The organism is Tessaracoccus flavescens (assembly GCF_001998865.1).
Lineage (GTDB): Bacteria > Actinomycetota > Actinomycetes > Propionibacteriales > Propionibacteriaceae > Arachnia > Arachnia flavescens.
This window is the reverse complement of record NZ_CP019607.1, coordinates 804,116-824,580: the sequence shown is the minus strand read 5'-3', so window position 1 is coordinate 824,580 and position 20,465 is coordinate 804,116. Positions and strand designations below refer to the sequence as shown.

The 20,465-nt window shown below is 70.1% G+C and carries 18 protein-coding genes; 8 read left to right on the top strand and 10 right to left on the bottom strand.

The window, feature by feature from the left end:
• Nucleotides 1–40 precede the first annotated feature (40 nt).
• Genes BW733_RS04010 through BW733_RS03995 form a run of 4 tightly spaced genes read right to left on the bottom strand, consistent with a single transcriptional unit; the run spans nt 41 to nt 7,639 of the window.
• Complete coding sequence (locus BW733_RS04010) at nt 41–724, bottom strand: ABC transporter ATP-binding protein (protein WP_202970277.1); 684 nt, start codon at nt 722–724, stop codon at nt 41–43.
• A complete protein-coding gene (locus BW733_RS04005) occupies nt 721–1,683 on the bottom strand; it encodes an ABC transporter ATP-binding protein (protein ID WP_077348097.1) in 963 nt (320 codons plus the stop codon). The genes BW733_RS04010 and BW733_RS04005 overlap by 4 nt, the downstream gene beginning before the upstream one ends.
• Nucleotides 1,680–4,307 carry an ABC transporter permease gene (locus BW733_RS04000; RefSeq protein WP_077348095.1) on the bottom strand — a complete coding sequence of 876 codons (2,628 nt, stop codon included), beginning with the start codon at nt 4,305–4,307 and terminating at the stop codon, nt 1,680–1,682. The genes BW733_RS04005 and BW733_RS04000 overlap by 4 nt, the downstream gene beginning before the upstream one ends.
• Nucleotides 4,304–7,639: an ABC transporter permease gene (locus tag BW733_RS03995; protein WP_152024551.1), complete on the bottom strand. Its 3,336-nt coding sequence runs from the start codon at nt 7,637–7,639 to the stop codon at nt 4,304–4,306. Before BW733_RS03995 ends, BW733_RS04000 begins: the two co-directional genes overlap by 4 nt.
• A gap of 96 nt (nt 7,640–7,735) precedes the next feature.
• Between BW733_RS03995 and purF the strand changes: the two genes are divergently transcribed.
• Nucleotides 7,736–9,166: an amidophosphoribosyltransferase gene (purF, locus tag BW733_RS03990; RefSeq protein WP_077348091.1), complete on the top strand. Its 1,431-nt coding sequence runs from the start codon at nt 7,736–7,738 to the stop codon at nt 9,164–9,166.
• Nucleotides 9,163–10,203, top strand: coding sequence for a phosphoribosylformylglycinamidine cyclo-ligase (purM, locus tag BW733_RS03985; RefSeq protein WP_077348089.1), 1,041 nt, complete (start codon nt 9,163–9,165; stop codon nt 10,201–10,203). Before purF ends, purM begins: the two co-directional genes overlap by 4 nt.
• 8 nt (nt 10,204–10,211) lie before the next feature.
• Here the strand turns inward: purM and proS are convergent, their stop codons facing one another.
• From proS to BW733_RS03960, 5 genes are all read right to left on the bottom strand, one after another.
• Nucleotides 10,212–11,621, bottom strand: coding sequence for a proline--tRNA ligase (gene proS, locus BW733_RS03980; RefSeq protein WP_077348087.1), 1,410 nt, complete (start codon nt 11,619–11,621; stop codon nt 10,212–10,214).
• 9 nt (nt 11,622–11,630) lie between these two features.
• A complete protein-coding gene (locus BW733_RS03975; RefSeq protein WP_077348085.1) occupies nt 11,631–11,942 on the bottom strand; it encodes a hypothetical protein in 312 nt (103 codons plus the stop codon).
• Nucleotides 11,943–12,161: 219 nt separating this feature from the next.
• Complete coding sequence (locus BW733_RS03970; protein ID WP_077348083.1) at nt 12,162–13,415, bottom strand: AMP-binding protein; 1,254 nt, start codon at nt 13,413–13,415, stop codon at nt 12,162–12,164.
• A gap of 29 nt (nt 13,416–13,444) precedes the next feature.
• Complete coding sequence (locus BW733_RS03965) at nt 13,445–14,224, bottom strand: SDR family NAD(P)-dependent oxidoreductase (RefSeq protein WP_077348081.1); 780 nt, start codon at nt 14,222–14,224, stop codon at nt 13,445–13,447.
• A gap of 102 nt (nt 14,225–14,326) precedes the next feature.
• Nucleotides 14,327–16,540 carry an NADP-dependent isocitrate dehydrogenase gene (locus tag BW733_RS03960; protein WP_077348079.1) on the bottom strand — a complete coding sequence of 738 codons (2,214 nt, stop codon included), beginning with the start codon at nt 16,538–16,540 and terminating at the stop codon, nt 14,327–14,329.
• Nucleotides 16,541–16,853: 313 nt separating this feature from the next.
• On the opposite strand from BW733_RS03960, the gene BW733_RS03955 reads away from it, so the two are divergent.
• The 6 genes from BW733_RS03955 to BW733_RS03930 all read left to right on the top strand — a co-directional run bounded on the left by BW733_RS03955 (nt 16,854) and on the right by BW733_RS03930 (nt 20,187).
• Nucleotides 16,854–17,075: a DUF3073 domain-containing protein gene (locus BW733_RS03955; RefSeq protein ID WP_077348077.1), complete on the top strand. Its 222-nt coding sequence runs from the start codon at nt 16,854–16,856 to the stop codon at nt 17,073–17,075.
• Nucleotides 17,076–17,087: 12 nt separating this feature from the next.
• Nucleotides 17,088–18,047, top strand: a complete 960-nt coding sequence (locus BW733_RS03950; RefSeq protein WP_077348075.1) for an alpha/beta hydrolase — start codon at nt 17,088–17,090, stop codon at nt 18,045–18,047.
• A 425-nt stretch (nt 18,048–18,472) separates the two neighbouring features.
• Nucleotides 18,473–18,721, top strand: a complete 249-nt coding sequence (locus BW733_RS03945) for a DUF6891 domain-containing protein (protein ID WP_077348073.1) — start codon at nt 18,473–18,475, stop codon at nt 18,719–18,721.
• A gap of 39 nt (nt 18,722–18,760) precedes the next feature.
• On the top strand, nt 18,761–19,174 hold the full coding sequence (nrfH, locus tag BW733_RS03940) for a cytochrome c nitrite reductase small subunit (protein ID WP_237268290.1): 414 nt from the start codon (nt 18,761–18,763) through the stop codon (nt 19,172–19,174).
• A 343-nt stretch (nt 19,175–19,517) separates the two neighbouring features.
• Nucleotides 19,518–19,640, top strand: a complete 123-nt coding sequence (locus BW733_RS19755; protein ID WP_257787458.1) for a hypothetical protein — start codon at nt 19,518–19,520, stop codon at nt 19,638–19,640.
• Nucleotides 19,633–20,187, top strand: coding sequence for a TlpA family protein disulfide reductase (locus tag BW733_RS03930; protein WP_077348069.1), 555 nt, complete (start codon nt 19,633–19,635; stop codon nt 20,185–20,187). The genes BW733_RS19755 and BW733_RS03930 overlap by 8 nt, the downstream gene beginning before the upstream one ends.
• On the opposite strand, the gene BW733_RS03925 is transcribed toward BW733_RS03930, so the two are convergent.
• Nucleotides 20,073–20,456, bottom strand: coding sequence for a YdeI/OmpD-associated family protein (locus BW733_RS03925; protein WP_152024550.1), 384 nt, complete (start codon nt 20,454–20,456; stop codon nt 20,073–20,075). The two genes, BW733_RS03930 and BW733_RS03925, sit on opposite strands and share 115 nt — an antisense overlap.
• Nucleotides 20,457–20,465: the final 9 nt, after the last annotated feature.

Here is a 20,465-nt window from a genome sequence, read left to right as displayed (position 1 = left end):
TCGGTAGGACGTGTCCGGCCGGCCAAACGAGGCCGCAGACTCACGCTTTCACGGCGCCGTCGAGCAGGTGGACGATCCGGTCGGCCCGGGCCATCAGCAGGGGGTCATGGGTCGAGATCACGGACGCGAGTCCCCGCTCGTGGGTCAGTTCGACGATCAGGTCCATGATCGTCGCGGCCGTGTCCGAGTCGAGCTGGCCGGTCGGCTCGTCGGCGATCAGGATGTCGGGCTCGGCGACAAGGGCCCTCGCCACGCCGACCCGCTGCTGCTGACCGCCCGACAACTCGTGCGGACGCTGCTTCGCGTGACGCGCGAGCCCCACGCGCTCCAGGATCGCCGCGACCCGCTCGGCCCGCTCCGAAGCGGCGACGCCGTTGAGTCGCAGCGGCACCTCGACGTTCTCCGTGGCCGACAGGACGGGGACCAGCCCGAACGTCTGGAACACGTAGCCGATCCGCTGGCGCCTCGTGGCGAGGACGGCGTTCTCGCTCAGCTCGGACAAGACGGTGTCGCCGTCCAGCAGAACCCGACCCGACGTCGGCCGGTCGAGCCCGCCCAACAGGTTCAGCAACGTGGTCTTGCCCGACCCCGACGGCCCGGTGACGGCCGTGAGTTGTCCGCCGTTGACGTCGATGTCGACCCCGACGATCGCGTGCACCTGCGCCTCCCCGGTGCCGAACGTGCGGCGCAGATCGCGCCCGGCCAGTCGTGGTGTCCCGCTCACGATGGCTCCTCCTCGTCGCTGGTCGGTTCGGCCCGGCGGCCAGGCGCAGCGTCGTGGTGCTCGCCGGCCCAGATCCCCACGTGGTCGGGCTCCAGTTCGAGGCGCACCCGCTCGTGCAGCCCCAGCGCCGTCACGTGCGCCGCCGGCAACTGGATGCGGCCGTTGCGGTCGATCACCGTGTACTCCTCGGCCACCTCACGCGTCCCCAGCTCGTCGGTGATCACCCGCCGCAGCACCTCGGTCGACGTCTTGCCGTCGCGGATCTGGATGGTCCGGGCGACGTGATCGCTGACCATCGGGTCGTGGGTGACGATCAGCACCGTGGTGCCGAGCGACTCGGCGGCGCTCCGCATCGCGTCGAGCACCTCGGCCGAGCTCGTCTCGTCCAACTCGCCCGTCGGCTCGTCGGCGAGCAGCACCGAGGGCGCGTTGGCGAGGGCGGTCGCGATGGCGACCCGCTGCTGCTGACCTCCCGACATCGCCGCGGGGTGCCGGTCGGCGATGTCTCCCACGCCGAGCAGTTCCAGCAACTGGGTCGCCCGCTCGGCGCGACCCTTGCGACTGCTGATCACCATCGGCATCGTCACGTTCTCGTGCGCGGTCAGGAACGGCAGCAGGTTCCGCGAGGTCTGCTGGAACACGAAGCCGACGGCGTTGCGACGGAAGTCGGTGCGCTGCCGAGAGTTCATCGTCGACAGATCCTCTCCCGCGACCCGGGCGCGACCACCGGTCGGCCGGTCGAGGCCGGAGAGGATGTTCAACAGCGTCGACTTGCCGGACCCGGAGGCGCCGACGATCGCGACCACCTCGCCTGGGTCGACGGTGAGGCTGAGCCCCTGCAGCGCCTGCACCTCCACCCCCTCGGTGGTGTGGATGCGCACCAGGTCCTCGCACCAGATGTCCGGCCCGGAGTGGGTGCGTTCGGCGCCCCCCACCGCGTGGCGTGCCTGTGACGTCATCGTTCCTCCCCGTGACGAAGTTCCTCTGCGACGTTGGTGCGCCCGGCGAGCCAGGCGCTGACGGCGACCGCGAGCGCCGTCGCCAGGAGCAGTCCGACGGCGACCCCTCCGACCCCGAGCGGGTCGAGGTACAGCCTCGGCGTCAGGCCGCCGCCGGTCAGCGACCGGAAGTCCACCGTGTACAACATCAGGGCGGCCAGCCCGATCCCGACGGCGACGCCGACGAGCAGCGCGACGACGACGACCGGCCCGAGCTCCCACGCCGTGAGCGAGCGCAACTGCCCTGGCCGGAGGCCGAGCGTGCGCAGCACCGCGGCGGTGGACCGGCGCTGCCTGCCCGTCATGATCTGCGCGGTGAAGATGGCAAGCACCATCAGGACGGCGGTGCCGAGGGCGAGCGCGACGAAGATCCGCGACAGCCCGGCGACGGTCGGCGACGCACGCAGCGCTTCCAGTTCGTCATCGACGAGGGTGATTCGTGCCCTCGGGCTGAGGGCCTGGATGTCGGCGACCACGGCCTCCGCGTCCGCGCCATCTGCCAGCGACACCAGCGTCGTCGTCGGTCGGCCGACCTCGCCCGGCCACCGGTCACGTGGTACGAGCACCCACGCGGCGGCGTCCGTCACGCCGGGCAGCTGCTCCAGGTGACTGACGATCCGCACCTCGCCCAGTTGATCGAGGGTTCCGGTCCCGTCGGTCGGCGCCTCAGGACCGCCCACCACCACCGGAGTCGGCTCTCCACCGTCGAAGAGTGAACCGGGCACGGGCGAGCCGTCCCTGCCTGCGAGATACGCGTCGATCAGGTCGGGCTCGGCGAGCCAGACCCGCACCCGCGCCGTCGTCTCCCCGACGGTGAGCGCCGCGTTGTCGGCCCCCTGACTGATCGGCGCCACCGCCGCGACCCCCTCGATGGCGCGCATCGACTCCAGCGTCTCGTCACCGAGCTTCGGGCCGCTGACGTGGACGTCGGAGCCCGTCTCGGCCCACGCCGCCCGCTCGGTGCCGACGCTGATGGTGCCGAGCAGCGCGGCACCGGTGACGGCCATCGTCGTGCCCAACACGATCGTGACCACGGGGACGACGCCGCCGGCGGGCTCGCGCAACGCCCTCGCCGCACCGAGGAACCCTGTGACGCCGCGGCCCCGCTGGAACACCCCGGACAGCAGCCGCAGAGGCAGTGGGTACACGCGCAGCACGAGTAGGCAGGCGAGCAGCGCGACCAGCACAGGCGAAGCCGCGCCGAGCAGATCCACGCCGCCCCCCGCCGCGGGTTCGGAGGTCAGCAGCCGCCAGGTCGCCGCGGCGGCGGCCAGCGCGATCAGGATCTCGGCGACCAGTCTCCAGCGACCGTTTCCCGACGCCACCTCACGACGGGTGCCATGCGCATCGTCGCGGACCACCCAGGCGAGCGCCGCTGCGGGGAGCAGGCCGATCAGCACCGTGACCGGCCGGGACCACCACGGCACCGGTCCAGGCACGAGCGCAAGTGCGACCAGGTGGCCGACCAGTGCCGCAGGAAGGCCCGCGACGGCGCCCTCCGTCGCGACAACCCGGCGCAACTGCCTGCGTGACATGCCGCGCGCCGACAGCAGGGCGACCGAGCTGCGCCGCCGGTGCAGCACCAGTTGGGCGCCGAGCACGACAAGCGCGATCCCCACCCCGATCGGCCCGACGGCGCTCACCGCGACGGGCGTGCGCGTGGTCCGCTGCTGGTCCAGCACCTGGTCGAGCGCCGCCCCCAACTCCGAATGAAACGGGAAGTCCTGATTGGGGCCGAGCACGTCGTCGGTGGAGGTCGGGTAGCGTTTGGCCTGCATCCCGGTCAGCTGGGCGCTCAGCTCAGCCACGTCGACGCCCGAGGCGGTGACGGACGCGGCATCGAGCTCGAAGTAGACGGTGATCGCGAAGGGGGACTGGAACCGCGCGGACGGGTCGCCTGCGGCGAGGTCCGGGTCGAGGAACATCCCGCCGAGCAGCTCGGTGCCGCGGTTGGGGTCCTCGTTCTCGTGATAGTCGGCGCCGTACGGGTTGTGCTGCCAGCGGGAGTTGTCCGGATCGGGCACGCGGTAGACGCCCGAGACGACGTAGTCGTTCGACGTCAGCGAGCCCACCTCCAGCTGGGCCCGCTCCGCGAAGGTGTCGAGCACCGCCACCTGGAACGGTTCGTCCGGCTGCCCGATCTCGGGCCAGGCGCCGTCGACCAGTTCGGCGTTGTCCCGGAGGTCTGGGTCGATCAGCAGTTCGGCCATCACGATGTAGTACCCGGAGCTCTCATCCGGTGTCCACGACGCACCGACAGGCTGGACGCCGATGAACTGGGGCGGCTGCAGCAACGAGCGCAGCGGTTCGGGCTGTGAGTCACGGGTGTTGGCGGCAGCCCCCCGGATCCCCGGCCACGGGTCCCGCGGTTCGCTCGGGAAGGTGAGCGGGGGAGTGAAGGCCCCTGCGACGTCGCCCTGGATGGCGCTGAGCGTTGAGAGCCGCTGCGCCAGTTGACGGTCGTCGAGGTCGCTCGAGAGACGCGGAACGGCGGTGACGATCAGGGAGAGGACCGCGACGGTGAAGGCGAGCAGCAGCGTCGGCCATGGAGACGCGCGGAACTGGCGCGCAAGCAGGGAGATCATCTGACCTCCTCGCGGTACGTGGAGTCGAGGGCCTGCCTGCGCACGGCCGCGGCCTGCCAGGCGACGATCATCGTCGCCGCCACAGCGAGCGCCGCGAGCAGGATCGACCAGGGCAGCCAGTCGAAACGCAGCACCGTGGGGAAGCTCGGGTCGTCCTGGGTCGCGGTCAGGGCGACCGGCCGCACGACCAGCAGGCTGACCAGCCAGCCGCCGAGCACGCCTAGCGCGGTGGCGAGCAGCAGGACCCCCGCGCCCTCCCAAGCCCGGCTCCGCGCCTGGGCGCGGGGCGTCATGCCGAGCGCCCGCAGCACGGCCACCTCGGAGCGGCGCGCGGCCACCGTCGTCGCCGAGGTGGCGGCGAGGCCCGCTATCGCGAGCGCCATGGCGCAGCCTGCCGCTACCCACAGCGCGTTCGCCGCGACCTCGGCCGGTCCGCCCGACCCGCTGCTTGCCGTGCTGACCGACTCGACGCCGGCCAGGCCCGCGACGGCGGCGCCCACGGCGAGCGGATCGCCCCGCGTCCCGACCCAGAACTCCTGCGGTGCGCCGACAGGGGTCGACCTTTGTGAGGTGACGGCGGCGAGCGCGTTGGAGTCGGCCAGGATCCCCTCCGCGCCCGGCACGGATGGGACCACATCGGTGATGGCCGCGACCGTGGCCGGGATGCGGGTGCCGAAGGCCCCGATCTCGATGGAGTCGCCGGGCGTCAGGGACGCCGCTCGAGCCGTCGCCGGCGTCAGCGCCACCGGAAGCCGCAGCGGTTGCGGCGGGTCGGCCTGCGTCATCACGCCGAGCGGGTCGCCCTCGCCGAGGAAGCCGAGGGCCGGCCCGAAGTCCAGCGTCCACGACGCCTCCCCGGTGCCCCCGAAGGGCTCGTGCTGCGCGATCCTCAGCGCCTCACCAGACAGATCGAATTCGGTCCCGGCCCGGGGCGGGTAGTTGGGCTCGCGCAGTTCCACGGCACCGTCGGGCAACTCGATCGTGGTCGTCACGAGTCGTGCCGGGGTCGCCGACTTCTCGGCATCGCGGTAGGGGCCCGCCTTCGCGGTGGGAATGGCCTGCGGTGAGGACCAGTGCGCTGTCGCCTCACCGAACAGCGGCCTCCCGTCGACCTCGACGCGAACCGCCAGCTCCCGGGAGCGGCCGACGCCGGAGGCGTCGCCCACCTTCACCTGGACCGACTCGAGCATCAACGAGCCGCTGGTGGGCAGGGCGACCTCGAAGCTGCCCCTTCCGGTCGCGTCGGCCAGAGCGAGGCCTGTGAAGCCAGCTCCGTGCGTCGGCGCCTCCGGGGCGACGGTGACGGCGGGGGCGACGACGTCGGAGACCTGGCCATTGTCCGTGTCGCGGATCCGCAGGGTGGCCGCGACGGTGGCCGGCTGCGTGTAGCGCTGCAACTCGGCGTCGATCTGCGCCGCGATACTCTGCTCGTCGGTGTCGCCGTTGGCGATGGAGTTCTGTCTGCTCGTCTCGGGGACCTGTCCGAGTGCCAGTTCCTGCCACGGGTCGAGCCCGACGGTGAGGTCCATGCTCACCGTGAGCCGCGCGGCGCCCTCGGGGATCGCGACTCCGCCCGCGTCGTCGGTCCGCAGCGCCGCGACGTCTGGGAGCCGGGCGCTGTCGGGGAGGTGGACGAGGCTCTCCATACGATCGGTGGGGACGGCGACCAGCGGAAGCAGGGCGTCTCCGAGCTGGGCGGACGGGTCACGCCAGACGGGGGCGGAACCGGTCACGCCTTCGATCTGCGCGACGTCCGGCAGGTACATCAGGGGTGTGTCCGCGGTCGCCGCAGACAGTGTGGCCCGCACGGGTGCGGCCTGCTCGACGGTGGAGACGCCCGACGCGATGCCCGCCGAGGTCCCCGCGAACAACGCGGCGAACGTGGCTGTGCCCGTGCCGAGCACCGTCAGGACCACGGCGACGGCGTGCAGGGTGAGCCCGCGCGCCACCTGGTTGGCCGCCAGCCACTGACCGGTCGGGGCGCGTCGCGCCAGCAGTTCGAGCAGGCGGGTGACCGGCGCGAGCAGGACGAGCGCCACGACGGCCGACACCGCGAGCAGCAGCGCGGGCGCGAGCGCGGAGACGATGTCGAGCCTGACCGAGCCCTCCTCGTCGACGGTGACGAAGGTGCCGGTGCGGCGCAGCTGCCACGTCGCCACCGTCGCGGCGATCGCGACCAACACCAGCAGGGCCGCGCCTGCGATGTTGCGCACCCGGTCGCGCGGCGGCTCGTGCCCGCGCGCCCCCGCCAGCGCGGCGCGCACCCCGACGACGGTGAGACAGGCTAGGGAGAGCGCGAAGCCGGCGACCCCGCCGAGCAACACCGTTCGGGTCTGGCTCCAGTCACCGGCCGCGAGGCGGAGCACGAGGGCAGCCAGTGCCGTGCCGAGCGCCGAGCCGATCAGGGCGACGACCGCGTACTCGAGCAGGGTGCTGGCGAGTACCTGGCGAAGGCTCGCACCACGGGCGAACAGCAGCGATGTCTCGCGCTCGCGGGCAGCCGAAAGCAGCCCAGCCACCTGGGTGAGCCCGACCAGCGCGATGAGCACGAGCACCGAGACGGGCACGAAGCCGAACGCGTCGCCGCTGGCCGAGTCTCGGGCGGCCTGCTCGGCGGTCGGGCCGAGATCTCCCGTGACGACGAGGCCTCGCCCGCTGACGTCGGCCGCCTTGACGTCCTCGGCCGCCTGCCCGGCTCGTTCGGCGAGCAGACCCAACTGTTGGGCGGTGATCGAGGAGACGTCCGGGAGGCTCACCCAGCGCACGTAGGGCGAGCCGAGCGACTCGACGACGGGGGCGCTCACGATCAACGGGCCAGAGGCCGACCGGTCGGTTCCGCCGACGACGAGCGGATCGTCCAGCCAGAGGGGGGCGGAAGGGTCGGCGGCCCGCCAGAGCGCAGTCACGGTGAGCGAATGGTCGCCGACTGCTAGCTCCGATCCGACGCCGAGGCCGAGCGTCCCGGCGGCGTCCGCCTGCAGCGCGGCCTCAGCCTCGGAGGCGGGCCAGGTCCCCTCCGTCGGTTCAAGATTTCCGGGCGCGTACTGCTCGCCCGCCCATGCGACGAGACGACCGCCGTCGACGCTGAACGGCTCCGAGATGAGCGTGGTCCACGTCTCGACCGCGACGGGGGAGAAGGCCTTCGACAGCGCGTCGCGCGCGATGCCGTCCTGGGTGGTGAAGTCGTCGCCGAGCCGGGTCTGGACCTGCAGGCCCGCGTCGCCGCGCTCCGGACTGGCCAGCGATGCCTGGGCGGTGCGCGTGGCAAGCAGCCCCGAGTTCCCGAGCGAGCCGGCGAGGATCGCGGTGGTGAGGGTGACGACGGTGAACATGACCGCCACGAGACCCCGGCTGGCACCTAGTCGTCGTGTTGCCCACGAGGACCACGTCGTCATGCGGCCCAATAGTAGGGGAGGTAAGGTGACCGCGTGGACAACTTCGAGGGCCCGAAGGAAGAGTGTGGTGTATTCGGGGTGTGGGCCCCTGAGGAGGATGTGGCGCAGCTCACCTTCTTCGGCCTCTTCGCCCTGCAACACCGCGGCCAGGAGTCGGCAGGCATCGCCGTCAGCAACCTGCAACGCATCATGGTCTACAAAGACATGGGCCTTGTCAGCCAGGTGTTCGACGAGGCAACCTTGAAGTCCCTCCCCGGCCGACTGGCCATCGGACACACCAGGTACTCGACGACCGGCGCCTCCGTCTGGAACAACGCCCAGCCCACCTTCAGGGCGACGGCCCTCGGCGGCCTCGCGTTGGCGCACAACGGCAACCTGACCAACACCCACGAGCTTGAGGCGTGGCTCTCCGAACTCGCGCCGAGCGAGCACGTGCCGGAGAAGAAGACGATGGACTCGACCAACGACACCTCGTTGGTGACCGCCATCATGGCGAGCTTCGGAGACGAGCCCCTCGAGTCGGTAGCGATGAAGGTGCTCCCGCGCCTCAAGGGGGCGTTCTGCCTGACCTTCATGACCGAGCGCACCCTGTACGCGGCCCGTGACCCGCAGGGCATCCGGCCCCTCGTGCTCGGTCGTCTTGCCAACGGCTGGGTCGTCGCCTCCGAGACGGCGGCCCTCGACATCGTGGGCGCCAGCTTCGTCCGGGAGGTCGAGCCCGGCGAGTTCATCGCGATCGACGAGCGGGGGCTGCGCAGCCAGCGCTTCGCGGAGGCCAACCCGAAGGGCTGCATCTTCGAGTACGTCTACCTCGCCCGTCCCGACACCACCATCGCGGGCCACGGTGTGCACGCCGTGCGTGTCAGCATCGGCCGCAAGCTCGCCGAGGAGCATCCGGTCGACGCCGACCTGGTGATCCCCGTCCCCGAGTCAGGCACGCCGTCGGCGATCGGCTACGCGCAGGGTTCCGGCATCCCCTACGGCCAGGGGCTCGTGAAGAACGCCTACGTCGGACGCACCTTCATCCAGCCGAGCCAGACCATCCGCCAGTTGGGCATCAGGCTGAAGCTGAATCCGCTGCGCGAGGTGATCGAGGGCAAGCGCCTCGTCGTGGTCGACGACTCGATCGTGCGCGGCAACACGCAGCGCGCCCTCGTGCGCATGCTCCGCGAGGCGGGAGCCAAGGAGGTGCACGTGCGCATCTCGTCGCCGCCCGTGCAGTGGCCCTGCTTCTACGGCATCGACTTCGCCACCCGGGCCGAGCTGATCGCGCCCGGGCTCACCGTCGACGAGATCTGCCGCTCGCTGGGTGCCGACTCGCTCGGCTACATCTCCCTCGACGGCCTCACCGAGGCGACGCAGGTGCCGGCCGACCAGCTCTGCCGTGCCTGCTTCGACGGCAGGTACCCCATCGCCATCCCACCCGCTCAGGCTGAGCTGCTGAACCTGGAGGAATCGAAGTGAACCAGAGTGCCTACGCCGCCGCAGGCGTCGACATCGAGGCCGGAGACCGCGCCGTCGAGCTGATGAAGGCGTCGGTCGCAAAGACCCGCCGCCCCGAGGTGCTCGGGGGGCTCGGCGGGTTCGCCGGCTTCTTCGACGCCTCCGCCCTCAAGGGCTACCGGCATCCTGTGCTCGCCTCCTCGACCGACGGCGTCGGCACGAAGGTCGCGATCGCGCAGGCGATGGACAAGCACGACACCATCGGCTTCGATCTGATCGGCATGCTGGTCGACGACCTGGTCGTCTCCGGCGCCGAGCCGCTGTTCGTCACCGACTACATCGCCACTGGAAGGGTCGTCCCGGAGCGGATCGCCGCCATCGTCTCCGGCATAGCCGACGCCTGTGTCGCGGCGGGATGTTCACTCGTCGGAGGAGAGACCGCAGAACACCCCGGCCTGCTCGGCCCGGACGAGTACGACATCGCCGGAGCCACCACCGGCGTCCTCGAGAAGGACGACATCCTGGGCGCCCACCGCGTCCAGGTCGGCGACGCGGTCATCGCCCTGAAGTCCTCGGGCCTGCACTCGAATGGCTACTCGCTGGTGCGCCACGTGCTGCTCAACCAGGCGGGCTGGTCGCTCGACCGGCACGTCGACGAGCTGGGTCGCACCCTCGGTGAGGAACTGCTTGAGCCGACGAAGGTCTACGCGCTCGACGTGCTGGACCTGATCTCGAAGGTGAAGGTCCACGCGATGAGCCACATCACCGGAGGAGGCCTCGCCAACAACCTCGCCCGCGTCATCCCCGACGGCATGTCCGCCGTGCTGGAGCGCGGCAGCTGGACGCCCCCCGCGATCTTCCAGCTCGTGCAGCAGGTGGGAGCGGTCTCCGAGGCCGACATCGACGCGACGCTCAACATGGGCGTCGGCATGGTCGCGATCCTGCCCGAGGACCAGGTCCCTGGCGCGCTTGCCGCCCTGCAGGAGCGCGACGTCTGGTCCTGGCAGATCGGCACCATCGAGCAGGGCGAGGGCGCGGGTTCGGCCCGCCTCGTCTAGCCCTAGACTCAGTAGGCCCTGCCCACCACGGCGATCGCGTCCGGATCGTCGTCGGTGGTGGGGAACTCGCCGTCCTCGCGGATCAGGCAGCGCACCGTGACCGACGACTGCGCCAGCTGCTTCTCGCCCTCGACGCCTAGCTTCGCCCACGGGATGCGGGCGAGGCCGTTCTGTGAGGCGGCGACGGCGTCTTCGAGGTTCTCCACGTCTTCGGTGCGCAGGTCGAGCCGCACCTCGGCCTCGTCGTAGAGCGCCTGATGGTCGACGATCAGGGCCTCGGCCGCCAGCTCGACCGCCTGGTCGAGTGAGACCTCTGCCTTGCCGCCCATGATCCGGCGCACCATGGTGACCTTTCCGTCCGCAAGGTCGCGGGGCCCCAGCTCGAAGCGCAGCGGGATGCCCTTGAGTTCGGCGTCGACGGCGCGTCGACCGAACGCCGTGTCGACCCTGTCGTCGAGCTTCGCCCGCATGCCTCCCCGGCGGAGACCCTCGACCAGCGCCTCCGCGGCCTCCCGGACGCCCTCGCCCTCCTTGACGATCATCACGAGCGCATGGACGGGCGCCAGCCGCGGCGGGATCCGCAGCCCGTCGTCGTCTCCATGGGACATGATGAGCGCGCCGATCATCCTCGTCGAGCTGCCCCACGACGTCGTCCAGGCGTGTTCCTGCTGCCCGGCGTCCGACAGGTAGGAGATGTTGAACGCCCGTGCGAAGTTCTGGCCCAGCTCGTGTGAGGTGGCCATCTGCAGCGCCTTCCCGTCGCGCATCATGGCCTCGAGGGTGAGGGTGTTGACCGCGCCGGCGAACCGTTCGGCCTTGGTCTTGCGGCCGCGCACGACGGGGACGGCCAGGACGTTGACCATGAAGTCCTCGTAGACCTCGCGGTGGATCTTCTCCGCGAATGCGGCCGCCTCCTGCTGCGTGCGGTGCGCCGTGTGGCCCTCCTGCCACAGGAACTCGCTGGTGCGCAGGAACACCCGTGGGCGCAGTTCCCAGCGCACCACGTTCGACCACTGGTTCAGCAGCAGCGGCAGGTCGCGGTAGGAGTTGACCCACTTCGACATGTACTCGCCGATGATCGTCTCGGAGGTGGGGCGAACCACGACCGGCTCCTCGAGCTCCTTACCTCCCGCGTGGGTGACGACCGCGAGCTCGGGGCTGAAACCCTCCACGTGCTCGGCCTCGCGGGACAGGTAGGACTGGGGAAGGAGCAGCGGGAAGTAGGCGTTCTCGACCCCGGCCTCCTTGATCCTGGCGTCCAGCTCGGCCTGGATCCTCTCCCAGATGGCGTAACCCGCCGGTCGGATGACCATCGTGCCCCTGACCGGGCCGTTCTCCGCGAGTTCTGCGCGGGCGATGACGTCCTGATACCACCGGGGGAAGTCCTCGGACTGCGGGGTGAGTACTCGTGTAGCCATGTCTCCAGACTAGGCATGGATCTCGGCCCGCGCAGCGGTTTGCGCTTGCCCCGTCCTGGCGCGGTCGCGGCGTCTGAAGACGACCTCCGGGCCGATGATCCACACGCCGAGCAGCAGACTCGCCGTCAGCATTGCGACGCCGAGATTGCGGTGGCCGGCCCGCTCGTCGAAGGTGACGCTCACCGTCCCGGAGCCCGTGCACAGGAGGGTGCTCTCCTGGCGGGGCAGCTCGAAGGAGTTGATCGGGCGCCAGAGCGTCCCGCCAAGGGTGAACGTGGCCGCGTCGGTGCCCGAGAGGCTCGACCGGTCGTCTCCACGCAACTGGCATTCCTGCCCGGTGCCGCCGTGGACGGAGACGAAGAGCTCCGGGCGTGAACGGCGCGCTGCCAGGTGGGAGCTCGATCGCCGTGCCCGCCGAGGCGCGGCCGACCTCCGCCCGGAACGAGTTGCCCATGGCGACGAAACAGACGATGCCGAGCACCAGGGCCGTGACGCAGCCGAGGCCGTAGAGCACGCCCAACCCGCGCAGCAGGAGGGGTCTCAGGGCTGTCGCGGGCACCCGGCAACGCTAACCACCGCCCCGGCCGGATCCCGTCGAGAACCCTGCGACAAGGCCCGAAACTGACCCTTCGTTAAAGTCTCGTCCTTCTCGCCGCGCCCGGGCGTGAGCCGACGCACGATCAGGTCGACGGGGACCGCTGCCGCTCCGAACTCGTGGGCGATGCGGGCTCTGAGCCGGCGCGGATCGAGCGGCGTCGTGGAGGTGACGGTGAAGACGGTGCGCGACCCGAAGCGCGGATCGGACCGCTCGGACAGCTCCACGTCGACGACGCCGGGCAGAGCCCCGAGCCAGGTGGCCACCGCCTGAGGATCCGTGGTGACACCTCCGCTGACCCGTCGCCCGTCGGCCCTTCCCTCGACGATGACGATGCCGTCGCGGATCCTTCCACGGTCGCCCCGGAAGACTCCGCGACCGAGCATGGGGGAGCGGATCTCGAGCACCCCGTCGAGCTCGTGGACGCGGACCCCTGCCAGCGGGCGTCCCACCGCCCCGGGGTAGCGTCGCTCGTCCGGCGAGGCGACGCACACCGTGCCCGTCTCGGTCGATCCGTAGGCGTCGTAGACGGGGGCGCCGAGCCTCCGTTCGATGTCGTCGGCATCGGTGAGCCGGTCGGAGCCGCTGAGCACGAGGCCGATCTCCGACGACGGCGGGGAGGCCGCGTACTCGCGCAGGCTCAGCGGCACCCCGGTGAGCAGGTCGATTCGCCGGCACGGTGGCCTCGCCGCGACGCCGGTCCCGCACAGGAAGTGGCCGCCCACCAGCAGCGTCATCAGCATGGCCGACCAGCCGTGACCGTGGTCGACGGGGGAAAGCGATGCCACGACCGGGTGGCTCGGAAGGGGCAGCACGCCGAGGCTGGAGATGAGCTGCGCGACGGCGCGGATGCCTGGCCTGGTCCTGTGCAGCTTCGGGGTCCCGGTCGTGCCGGAGGTGAAGAAGGCCACGCCGCGGGTCGGGTTCGCGTCCTGCGCGGCCCTCAGTGCGGCGGCACCGGCCGAGTGGGGAACGACCCGCACCGGTCTCCTCGCGATGAGCCCGGCGAGGCTCCGCACGGCCACCTCGCGTTGGTCGGCGCTGTGGATGACGACGGCGCCAGGCGGGAGTCGCCTTGCCGCGGTGAGCACCGCCCTGCCGAGGGCCGAGCGGGTCAGGGTACCCCGATCATCGGTCCAGGCAGGTGAGGATGGCCGCGACGTCGCGCTGCCGAGCACGATCCTGGCCAGCGAGGTCATGGCGGGAAGGTATGACCCGCGCACCTCGTTCACGGCTGGGACCGGCGCATCGAGAAGCGGCCGATCATGCGCGAGACCGCGGTGGGCGCGGCCGCGTGCAGAACTTCGGCGAGCGGCAGCCACGGAGGAGCGATCCTGGTCGGGCGCAGTCGGATCGCCCGGGTAACCCACCCGGCAGCCTCTTCCGCGCTCATCGACCGTCGGCCTGCGAGGGTCGGCGCCGACATCGGGGTCGCGACGAGTGGGAAGGCGAGGATGGTGGTGGCGACGCCCGAGGGGGCGAGTTCGACGGCGACCGTGCGCAGCCAGGCGTCCCAGCCCGCCTTGCTCGAGACGTACGGGCCCCAGCCGGGGATCGTCAGCCGGGCGTTCGTGGTCGACGACCCGATCAGGTGACCCGACCCGCGCTCGGCCATGGCCGCGAGGAGGGGTAGCGCGTGCGCGGCGGGTCCGGTGAAGTTGGCCCCGACGCTGCGGGTGATGGAGTCAGGACGCTCGATCGTCGCCGCGACCGAGCGGGCGATGGAGATCCCGGCGTTGGCGAACACGATGTCGGGCGTGCCGACGATCTCCAGTGAGGCGATTGCGGCGGCGTGGGCAGCGTCGATGTCGCGCAGGTCGACCGGTTGAACGAGCGCCTCGCCGCCGCGGGCGTGCACGGTGGCCGCGACCTCGTCCAGCAGTCCTCGGCGTCTGGCGAGGAGGACGAAGCGGGCATCAGGCTGGGCGCTCGCCTCGACGAAGGCCCGCCCGATTCCGGACGATGCGCCGGTCACCACGACGAGCCTTCCGGCCAGGTCAACGCTCATCGGCTCACCCTATCGGTCGGACGCGGCGGGGGCGTCGATGACCGGTGGGGCCAAAGCGAAGGGCCCGACCCCGCGGTGCGGAATCGGGCCCTCGTCTGCGACTCAGGCGAGCGAGTCGATGATCTCGTTCAGCGTGGCCGAGGGTCGCATCACGGAGGCGGCCTTCGCCTCATCGGGGCGGTAGTAGCCGCCGATGTCGGCCGGGTTGCCCTGGACGCCGATCAGTTCGGCGACGATCGCCTCCTCGCCCTCGGCGAGGGCCGCTGCGATGGGCGCGAAGACCGCCGCAAGCTCGGCGTCTTCGGTCTGGGCCGCGAGCTCCTCGGCCCAGTAGCGACCGAGCCAGTAGTGGGATCCGCGGTTGTCGATGCCGCCGAGACGACGCGTCGGGGACTTGTCGTTGTCGAGGAAGGAGCCGTTTGCGCGGTCAAGCGTGCTGGCGAGGAGCGCGGCGCGCGCGTTGCCCTCAGCCTCGGCGAGGTGCTCGAACGAGGCGGCGAGCGCGAGGAACTCGCCGAGCGAGTCCCAGCGCAGGTAGTTCTCCGCGACCAGCTGCTGCACGTGCTTGGGTGCAGAGCCGCCGGCGCCAGTCTCGAACAGGCCGCCCCCGGCCATCAGCGGGACGATCGAGAGCATCTTCGCCGACGTTCCAAGCTCGAGGATCGGGAACAGGTCGGTCAGGTAGTCGCGCAGGACGTTGCCGGTCACGGAGATGGTGTTCTCGCCGCGGCGGATCCGCTCGATCGAGAGCTTCGTCGCCTCGACGGGGCTGAGGATCTGAATGTCGAGACCCTCGGTGTCATGGTCGGCGAGGTAGGCGTTGACCTTCCCGATCAGGTCGCGGTCGTGTGCGCGCTCCGGGTCGAGCCAGAACACCGTGGGCCACCCGGTGGCGCGGGCGCGGGAGACGGCGAGCTTGACCCAGTCCTGGATCGGGGCGTCCTTGGTCTGGCAGGCGCGCCAGATGTCGCCCGCGTGCACGTCGTGGCTCATCAGGACCTCGCCAGCGGCGTTGCGAACCTCGACGACGCCGTCGGCGTCCAGTTCGAAGGTCTTGTCGTGCGAGCCGTACTCCTCGGCCTTCTGCGCCATCAGGCCCACGTTCGGCACGGTGCCCATGGTGCGCGGATCGAAGGCGCCGTTGGCGATGCAGTCCTCGATCACGGCCTGGTAGACACCCGCGTAGGACGAGTCGGGGATCACGGCCAGCGTGTCGGCCTCCTCGCCGTCAGGGCCCCACATGTGGCCCGACTGGCGGATCATCGCGGGCATCGAGGCATCGACGATCACATCCGAGGGGACATGCAGGTTGGTGATGCCCTTGTCGGAGTTGACCATGGCGAGCTCCGGGCCGTCGGCCAGACCCTTCTCGAACGCCGCACGGATCTCGGCGCCGTTGGGCAGCGCGTCGAGACCGGCCAGGATCGCGCCGAGGCCGTCATTGGCGGAGAGGCCCGCCGCGGCGAGGTCGGCGCCGTAGGTCGCGAAGACGTCGGGGAAGAAGGCCTTGATCACGTGGCCGAAGATGATCGGATCGGAGACCTTCATCATGGTCGCCTTCAGATGCACCGAGAACAGCACGCCGGAGGCCTTTGCGGCTGCGATCTGCTTGGCCAGGAACGCGTCGAGGGCCGCGGCGCGCATGACGGTGGAGTCGACGACCTCGCCCTCCAGCACCTTCAGGCCGTCCTTGAGGACCTGCTCGGAGCCGTCGGCACCCGTGAAGACGATGCTGAGCACGTCGTCGGACGGCAACACGACCGACTGCTCGTTGTGGCGGAAGTCGTCGGAGTCCATCGTGGAGACCGAAGTCTTCGACTCCGGCGTCCAGGCGCCCATGCGGTGCGGGTTCTTGCGTGCGTAGTTCTTGACCGACTCGGGGGCGAGACGATCCGAGTTGCCCTCGCGCAGCACCGGGTTGACGGCGGAGCCCTTCACGCGGTCGTAGCGCGCGCGGGTCTCACGCTCGGCATCGGATGCCGGGTCCTCCGGGTAGTCGGGAAGCGCGAAGCCCTGCGCCTGCAGCTCGGCGATGGCCGCCTTGAGCTGCGGCACGGAGGCCGAGATGTTGGGCAGCTTGATGATGTTGGCCTCCGGCGTCTTCGCCAGCTCGCCGAGCTCGGTCAGGGCGTCGTCGACCCGCTGCTCCTGGGGGAGCACGTCGGGGAACTGGGCGAGGATGCGGCCGGCGAGCGAGATGTCGCGGGTCTCGACGTCGACGCCCGCCTTGCCCGCGAAGGCGCTGACGATGGGCAGCAACGAGAAGGTGGCCAGCAGGGGTGCCTCGTCGGTGAGGGTGTAGATGATCTTGCCCATGTTCGTAGGGTCTCCTCAGGGTTGGATGCGAGCCCAGCTTACCGATCCGGCGCCCGCCCGGTCGTGGTGCGCCCACGGCCCGTTCGGCGGGCCGCCTGACCGAGCAGGAGGACCGGGTCTATTCTGAGCGGACGGGTCGATAGTCGGTCAGGACACCGCCGGTTGCGACGCGTGTTCTTCGGTTGCGAACACACGCCGCGCCCATGAGCGCGGTCTTTGGAGTAACCCGACACATTGGGTAGCCTGTACCCACGAGTTAGTGACAGATTCCGCGGTAAGACCGCGAGGGACAAGGCAAGGGGGTCGACCCGATATGGGGCGCGGCCGTGCAAAGGCGAAGCAGACCAAGGTGGCTCGCGATCTTAAGTATCGCCCGGTAGACACCGATTTCGCGTCATTGGAGCGTGAGCTCCGAGGCGCAGACAGCGTCACGGACGTCGGTGAGATCCCCGATTCCTATGCCGATCTGGCTGAGGAATACGCGGACTACGACGACGCGGACTACGAAGAAGACGACGAGCGTCGCTCGTCATAGGCCTCGCCGCCCGTGACCGCCTGGGCACCCGACTCGGAGCTTGACGGCTACGAGCAGTTCACGATCGAACTGCCCGACGAGCCGACCTACGCCCTCGAGCCCGACAACAGCCTCGTCGCGACCCTCATCCGACGGGCCACTCCCACGCGTTCGCGGGCGGTGCTCTATGTCCACGGCTGGAGCGACTACTTCTTCCAGGCGCACCTCGGCGACGAGATGGACGCCCTCGGCTACGACTTCTACGCCATCGACCTGCGCAGGTACGGCAGGTCGCTGCGGCCGAAGCAGCTCGCCGGCTACATCTCGAGGCTCGACGACTACTTCGTGGAACTCGATGCCGCCGTCGAGGCGATCCGGGAGGCCGGGCACGACGAGATCGTGCTGATGGCGCACTCAACGGGTGGCTTGACGACCTCGCTCTACGTCAACGAGCGACCGGGGCAGTTCGCGGCCCTCATGCTCAACTCCCCCTGGCTCGAACTGCAGGCCAATCCGATGCTGCGGCCGACGGCCCAGCCCATGTTCAGCGCAGCGGGAGCCGTCGCCCCGACCACCGCGGTGCCCATGGCCGACAACGGGTTCTACCGGCGCTCGATCGCCGTCGACGAGGACGGGGAGTGGACCTACAACCACAACCTCAAGGGCGATCCCGCCTTCCTCGTCCGCTTCGGGTGGTTGTCCGCGATCCTGCAGGGGCACAGCCGGATCGCGGCCGGCCTGGCCATCGACTGCCCGATCCTCGTGGCCATCTCGGAGCGCACCGACTTCCGACGGGCGTGGGACGAGGCGCTGCTCAGCGCCGACACCGTCCTCGACGTCGAACGCATCGCCGAGCGCGCCGCCCGCCTCGGAAACCTCGTGGTGCTCTCGCGCATCCAGGGTGGCCTGCACGACCTCGTCCTCTCCCAGCCGGAGATCAGGAAAGTCGTCTTCGATCAGTACAGGCGCTTCCTCGGCGCCTACGCCCACTGATGACATCACCCCTGTGGACGAAGCGGTCCACGCCCGAGTGACCCGAGAGGAGGTCGAACGATGATCCCTGTCAATGCCTGCGTGCGCCAACTTCCGCGCTGCCACGAGGCGGCGTCCTCTTCGACCTGGCTGTTCGCGGAGGCGCTCGCCGTGTTGTACTGAGCCAAGCGCGGCGCAGACTCGCCGCATGTCAGCAGCGCGGTACCAGCCGTATGCGGGTTCCGCCGTGCCCGATGGCTGGGGCTCGCGTCCGACGACGCGCCATGTCTCCTCGCGGAGACGTGGCGCGTCGTCCTGACCGACGAGAGCGATCCGGACGGCTACCTCGACCGGCTCGAGGAGTTCCTCGCCGATCCCGACGATCCCGACGATCCCGCTCCCGGCACCGCTTCCGAGGAGCAAGTGTCCTTAGCTTAGTCGTCGAGGTGATCGCCCGACGGCGGGCGCAGCAGGCCGCGCTCGGCGGGCCGCCCACGTCGGCACACGCCGTCGCCTTCGACGAGCTGGCCGGGATCCGGTTGATCGGTCGGGAGGGCTTCACGTGGTGCGGCACCTGCCTCGCCGCAGAGATCGGCGACCAGCGCGACGATTCGAGACCGTGGCGCGGATACCTCGCCTACCACCAACAGGACGCGGAGACGATCCTCGAGAACCGCGGGACCTACGTCAGCTAATCGAAGAAGAATCTTCTGCTCATCGCGGGAGTCTTCGTCGTGGGTTCGTTGATCGGCGTCGGGCTGTTCGCGTTCATCTACGCCAAGGGCATCTCCCACCTGGGCAACGATCCGGCCTCCTGCGCGAACTGCCACGTCATGGAGGACCACTACGACGCCTGGCTCGCTGGCAGCCACACCAACGTCGCGACGTGCAACGACTTACACGCGCCGCACGACGACGTCGTCAGCAAGTACTACGTCAAGGCAGACAACGGGTTCTGCCACGGGCTGAAGTTCACGACCGGCTGGTACCCCGAGAACATCGAGATCCGTGATTCCAACCGTGCAGTGACGAACGAGGCCTGTCTCTACTGTCACTCTGAGTTCACCAGCGATATGCGCAGGACAGCAGGCAGCGACCAGGTCAACTGCACCCGTTGCCGCTCCGACGTCGGTCACGGGACAGGGTGAGAGACATGGCGGACCCCGGACGCCACCAGGACGCAGCCAGAAAACAGTGATTCCACGTCGGAGACTCCCGTCCCGAAGAAGAGGCGCCGCACCGTCGGCCTCGTCATCGCAGCGATCGCCCTGACGGCGGGTCGTCACGGCGGGAATCACCGCTCTGCTCGCCAACATCATCGAGCGGCCCGAAGAGGCAGGCGACTCGTTCGCGAACGTCGTCGACCTCGACGACACCATCGCCGACCCCGCCGTCTGGGGCCAGAACTTCCCGGCCCAGTACGAGTCGTACCTCCGCACGAGCGAGATGACGGCCACCGTCCACGCCGGCTCGGTACGGTGCCTTCCGGCAGTGCGCGTTGTCCGCGAATGCCGAGGCCGCAAGGCCGCCTGGATGCTGGTGCGCAGCTTCATCACCGTGCTGTTCGCGTACTTCGGCAACCACTTCTTCGGAGGCCTGCATTCCTATGCGTGAGCGGGGAAGGCCCCTGGGGATCGTCGGCCTCGTCGCGCTGGTGGCCCTCGTCCTCGTGGCCGTGTACCTGATCAAGGGGAACCCCTCTGCCGCGACGGAGGAGCCGGTGGCAGCCACGGAGGCTCCGAAGGTCGGCTCGGCGGCACCAGGGTTCAAGGCCATGGACATCGACGGCGAGCCCGCCTCGCTCGAGGACTACCGCGGCCGTCCAGTCTGGTTGCTGTTCCAGGCGACCTGGTGCTCGATCTGCCGGGCCGAGCTTCCCGATGTGGAGGAGGCCGCGGAGGACATCGACATCGTGGCCATCTATCTGCGCGAGGACCGCGGGCTGGTCACGGACTACGCCGAGCGGCTCGATCTGACGATCCGCAACGTTCCCGACCCGATCGGTGAGATCTCGCTTCGCTACCTTGCCAACTCGGTGCCCACCCACTACTTCATCGACGCCGAGGGCAACGTGGCGTCGATCCTGAAGGGCGCCGTCTCCGCGGAGGAGATCGCAGCCCAGCTCGACCTGGTCGGGGCGGGAGCTGGCGCCGAGGGCTGACTACCTGCCGTTGCGCTCCCGGTGGCGCAGCCCGGCCAGCAGCAGGGACGGCGGTGCCCGTCGCCCAGTTGGGAGATGGTGCGCTCCAGGCGACGCACGCGCGTCTTGTCCTGCTTCGCGTCGGTGACCAGGCAGATCCACTCGTTGCGGGCGAGGGGAGTGATGTCGAGCCAAGCCTCCATCGCGGCGTCGTCGCAGGCGAGGGCCGCGGCCAGATCGTCTGGGACGACGTCGTGCACGGTGCCTGCGGGGAGGGTCTCGGTCTTCATTCACCAGAT

Bases quoted from the DNA above. Each gene is read 5' to 3' on its own strand.
- BW733_RS04005 (WP_077348097.1), bottom strand. From the start codon at position 1,683: ATGACGTCACAGGCACGCCACGCGGTGGGGGGCGCCGAACGCACCCAC.
- BW733_RS04000 (WP_077348095.1), bottom strand. From the start codon at position 4,307: ATGATCTCCCTGCTTGCGCGCCAGTTCCGCGCGTCTCCATGGCCGACG.
- BW733_RS03995 (WP_152024551.1), bottom strand. From the start codon at position 7,639: ATGTTCACCGTCGTCACCCTCACCACCGCGATCCTCGCCGGCTCGCTC.
- proS (WP_077348087.1), bottom strand. From the start codon at position 11,621: ATGGCTACACGAGTACTCACCCCGCAGTCCGAGGACTTCCCCCGGTGG.
- BW733_RS03970 (WP_077348083.1), bottom strand. From the start codon at position 13,415: ATGACCTCGCTGGCCAGGATCGTGCTCGGCAGCGCGACGTCGCGGCCA.
- BW733_RS03965 (WP_077348081.1), bottom strand. From the start codon at position 14,224: ATGAGCGTTGACCTGGCCGGAAGGCTCGTCGTGGTGACCGGCGCATCG.
- BW733_RS03960 (WP_077348079.1), bottom strand. From the start codon at position 16,540: ATGGGCAAGATCATCTACACCCTCACCGACGAGGCACCCCTGCTGGCC.
- BW733_RS03955 (WP_077348077.1), top strand. From the start codon at position 16,854: ATGGGGCGCGGCCGTGCAAAGGCGAAGCAGACCAAGGTGGCTCGCGAT.
- BW733_RS03930 (WP_077348069.1), top strand. From the start codon at position 19,633: ATGCGTGAGCGGGGAAGGCCCCTGGGGATCGTCGGCCTCGTCGCGCTG.
- BW733_RS03925 (WP_152024550.1), bottom strand. From the start codon at position 20,456: ATGAAGACCGAGACCCTCCCCGCAGGCACCGTGCACGACGTCGTCCCA.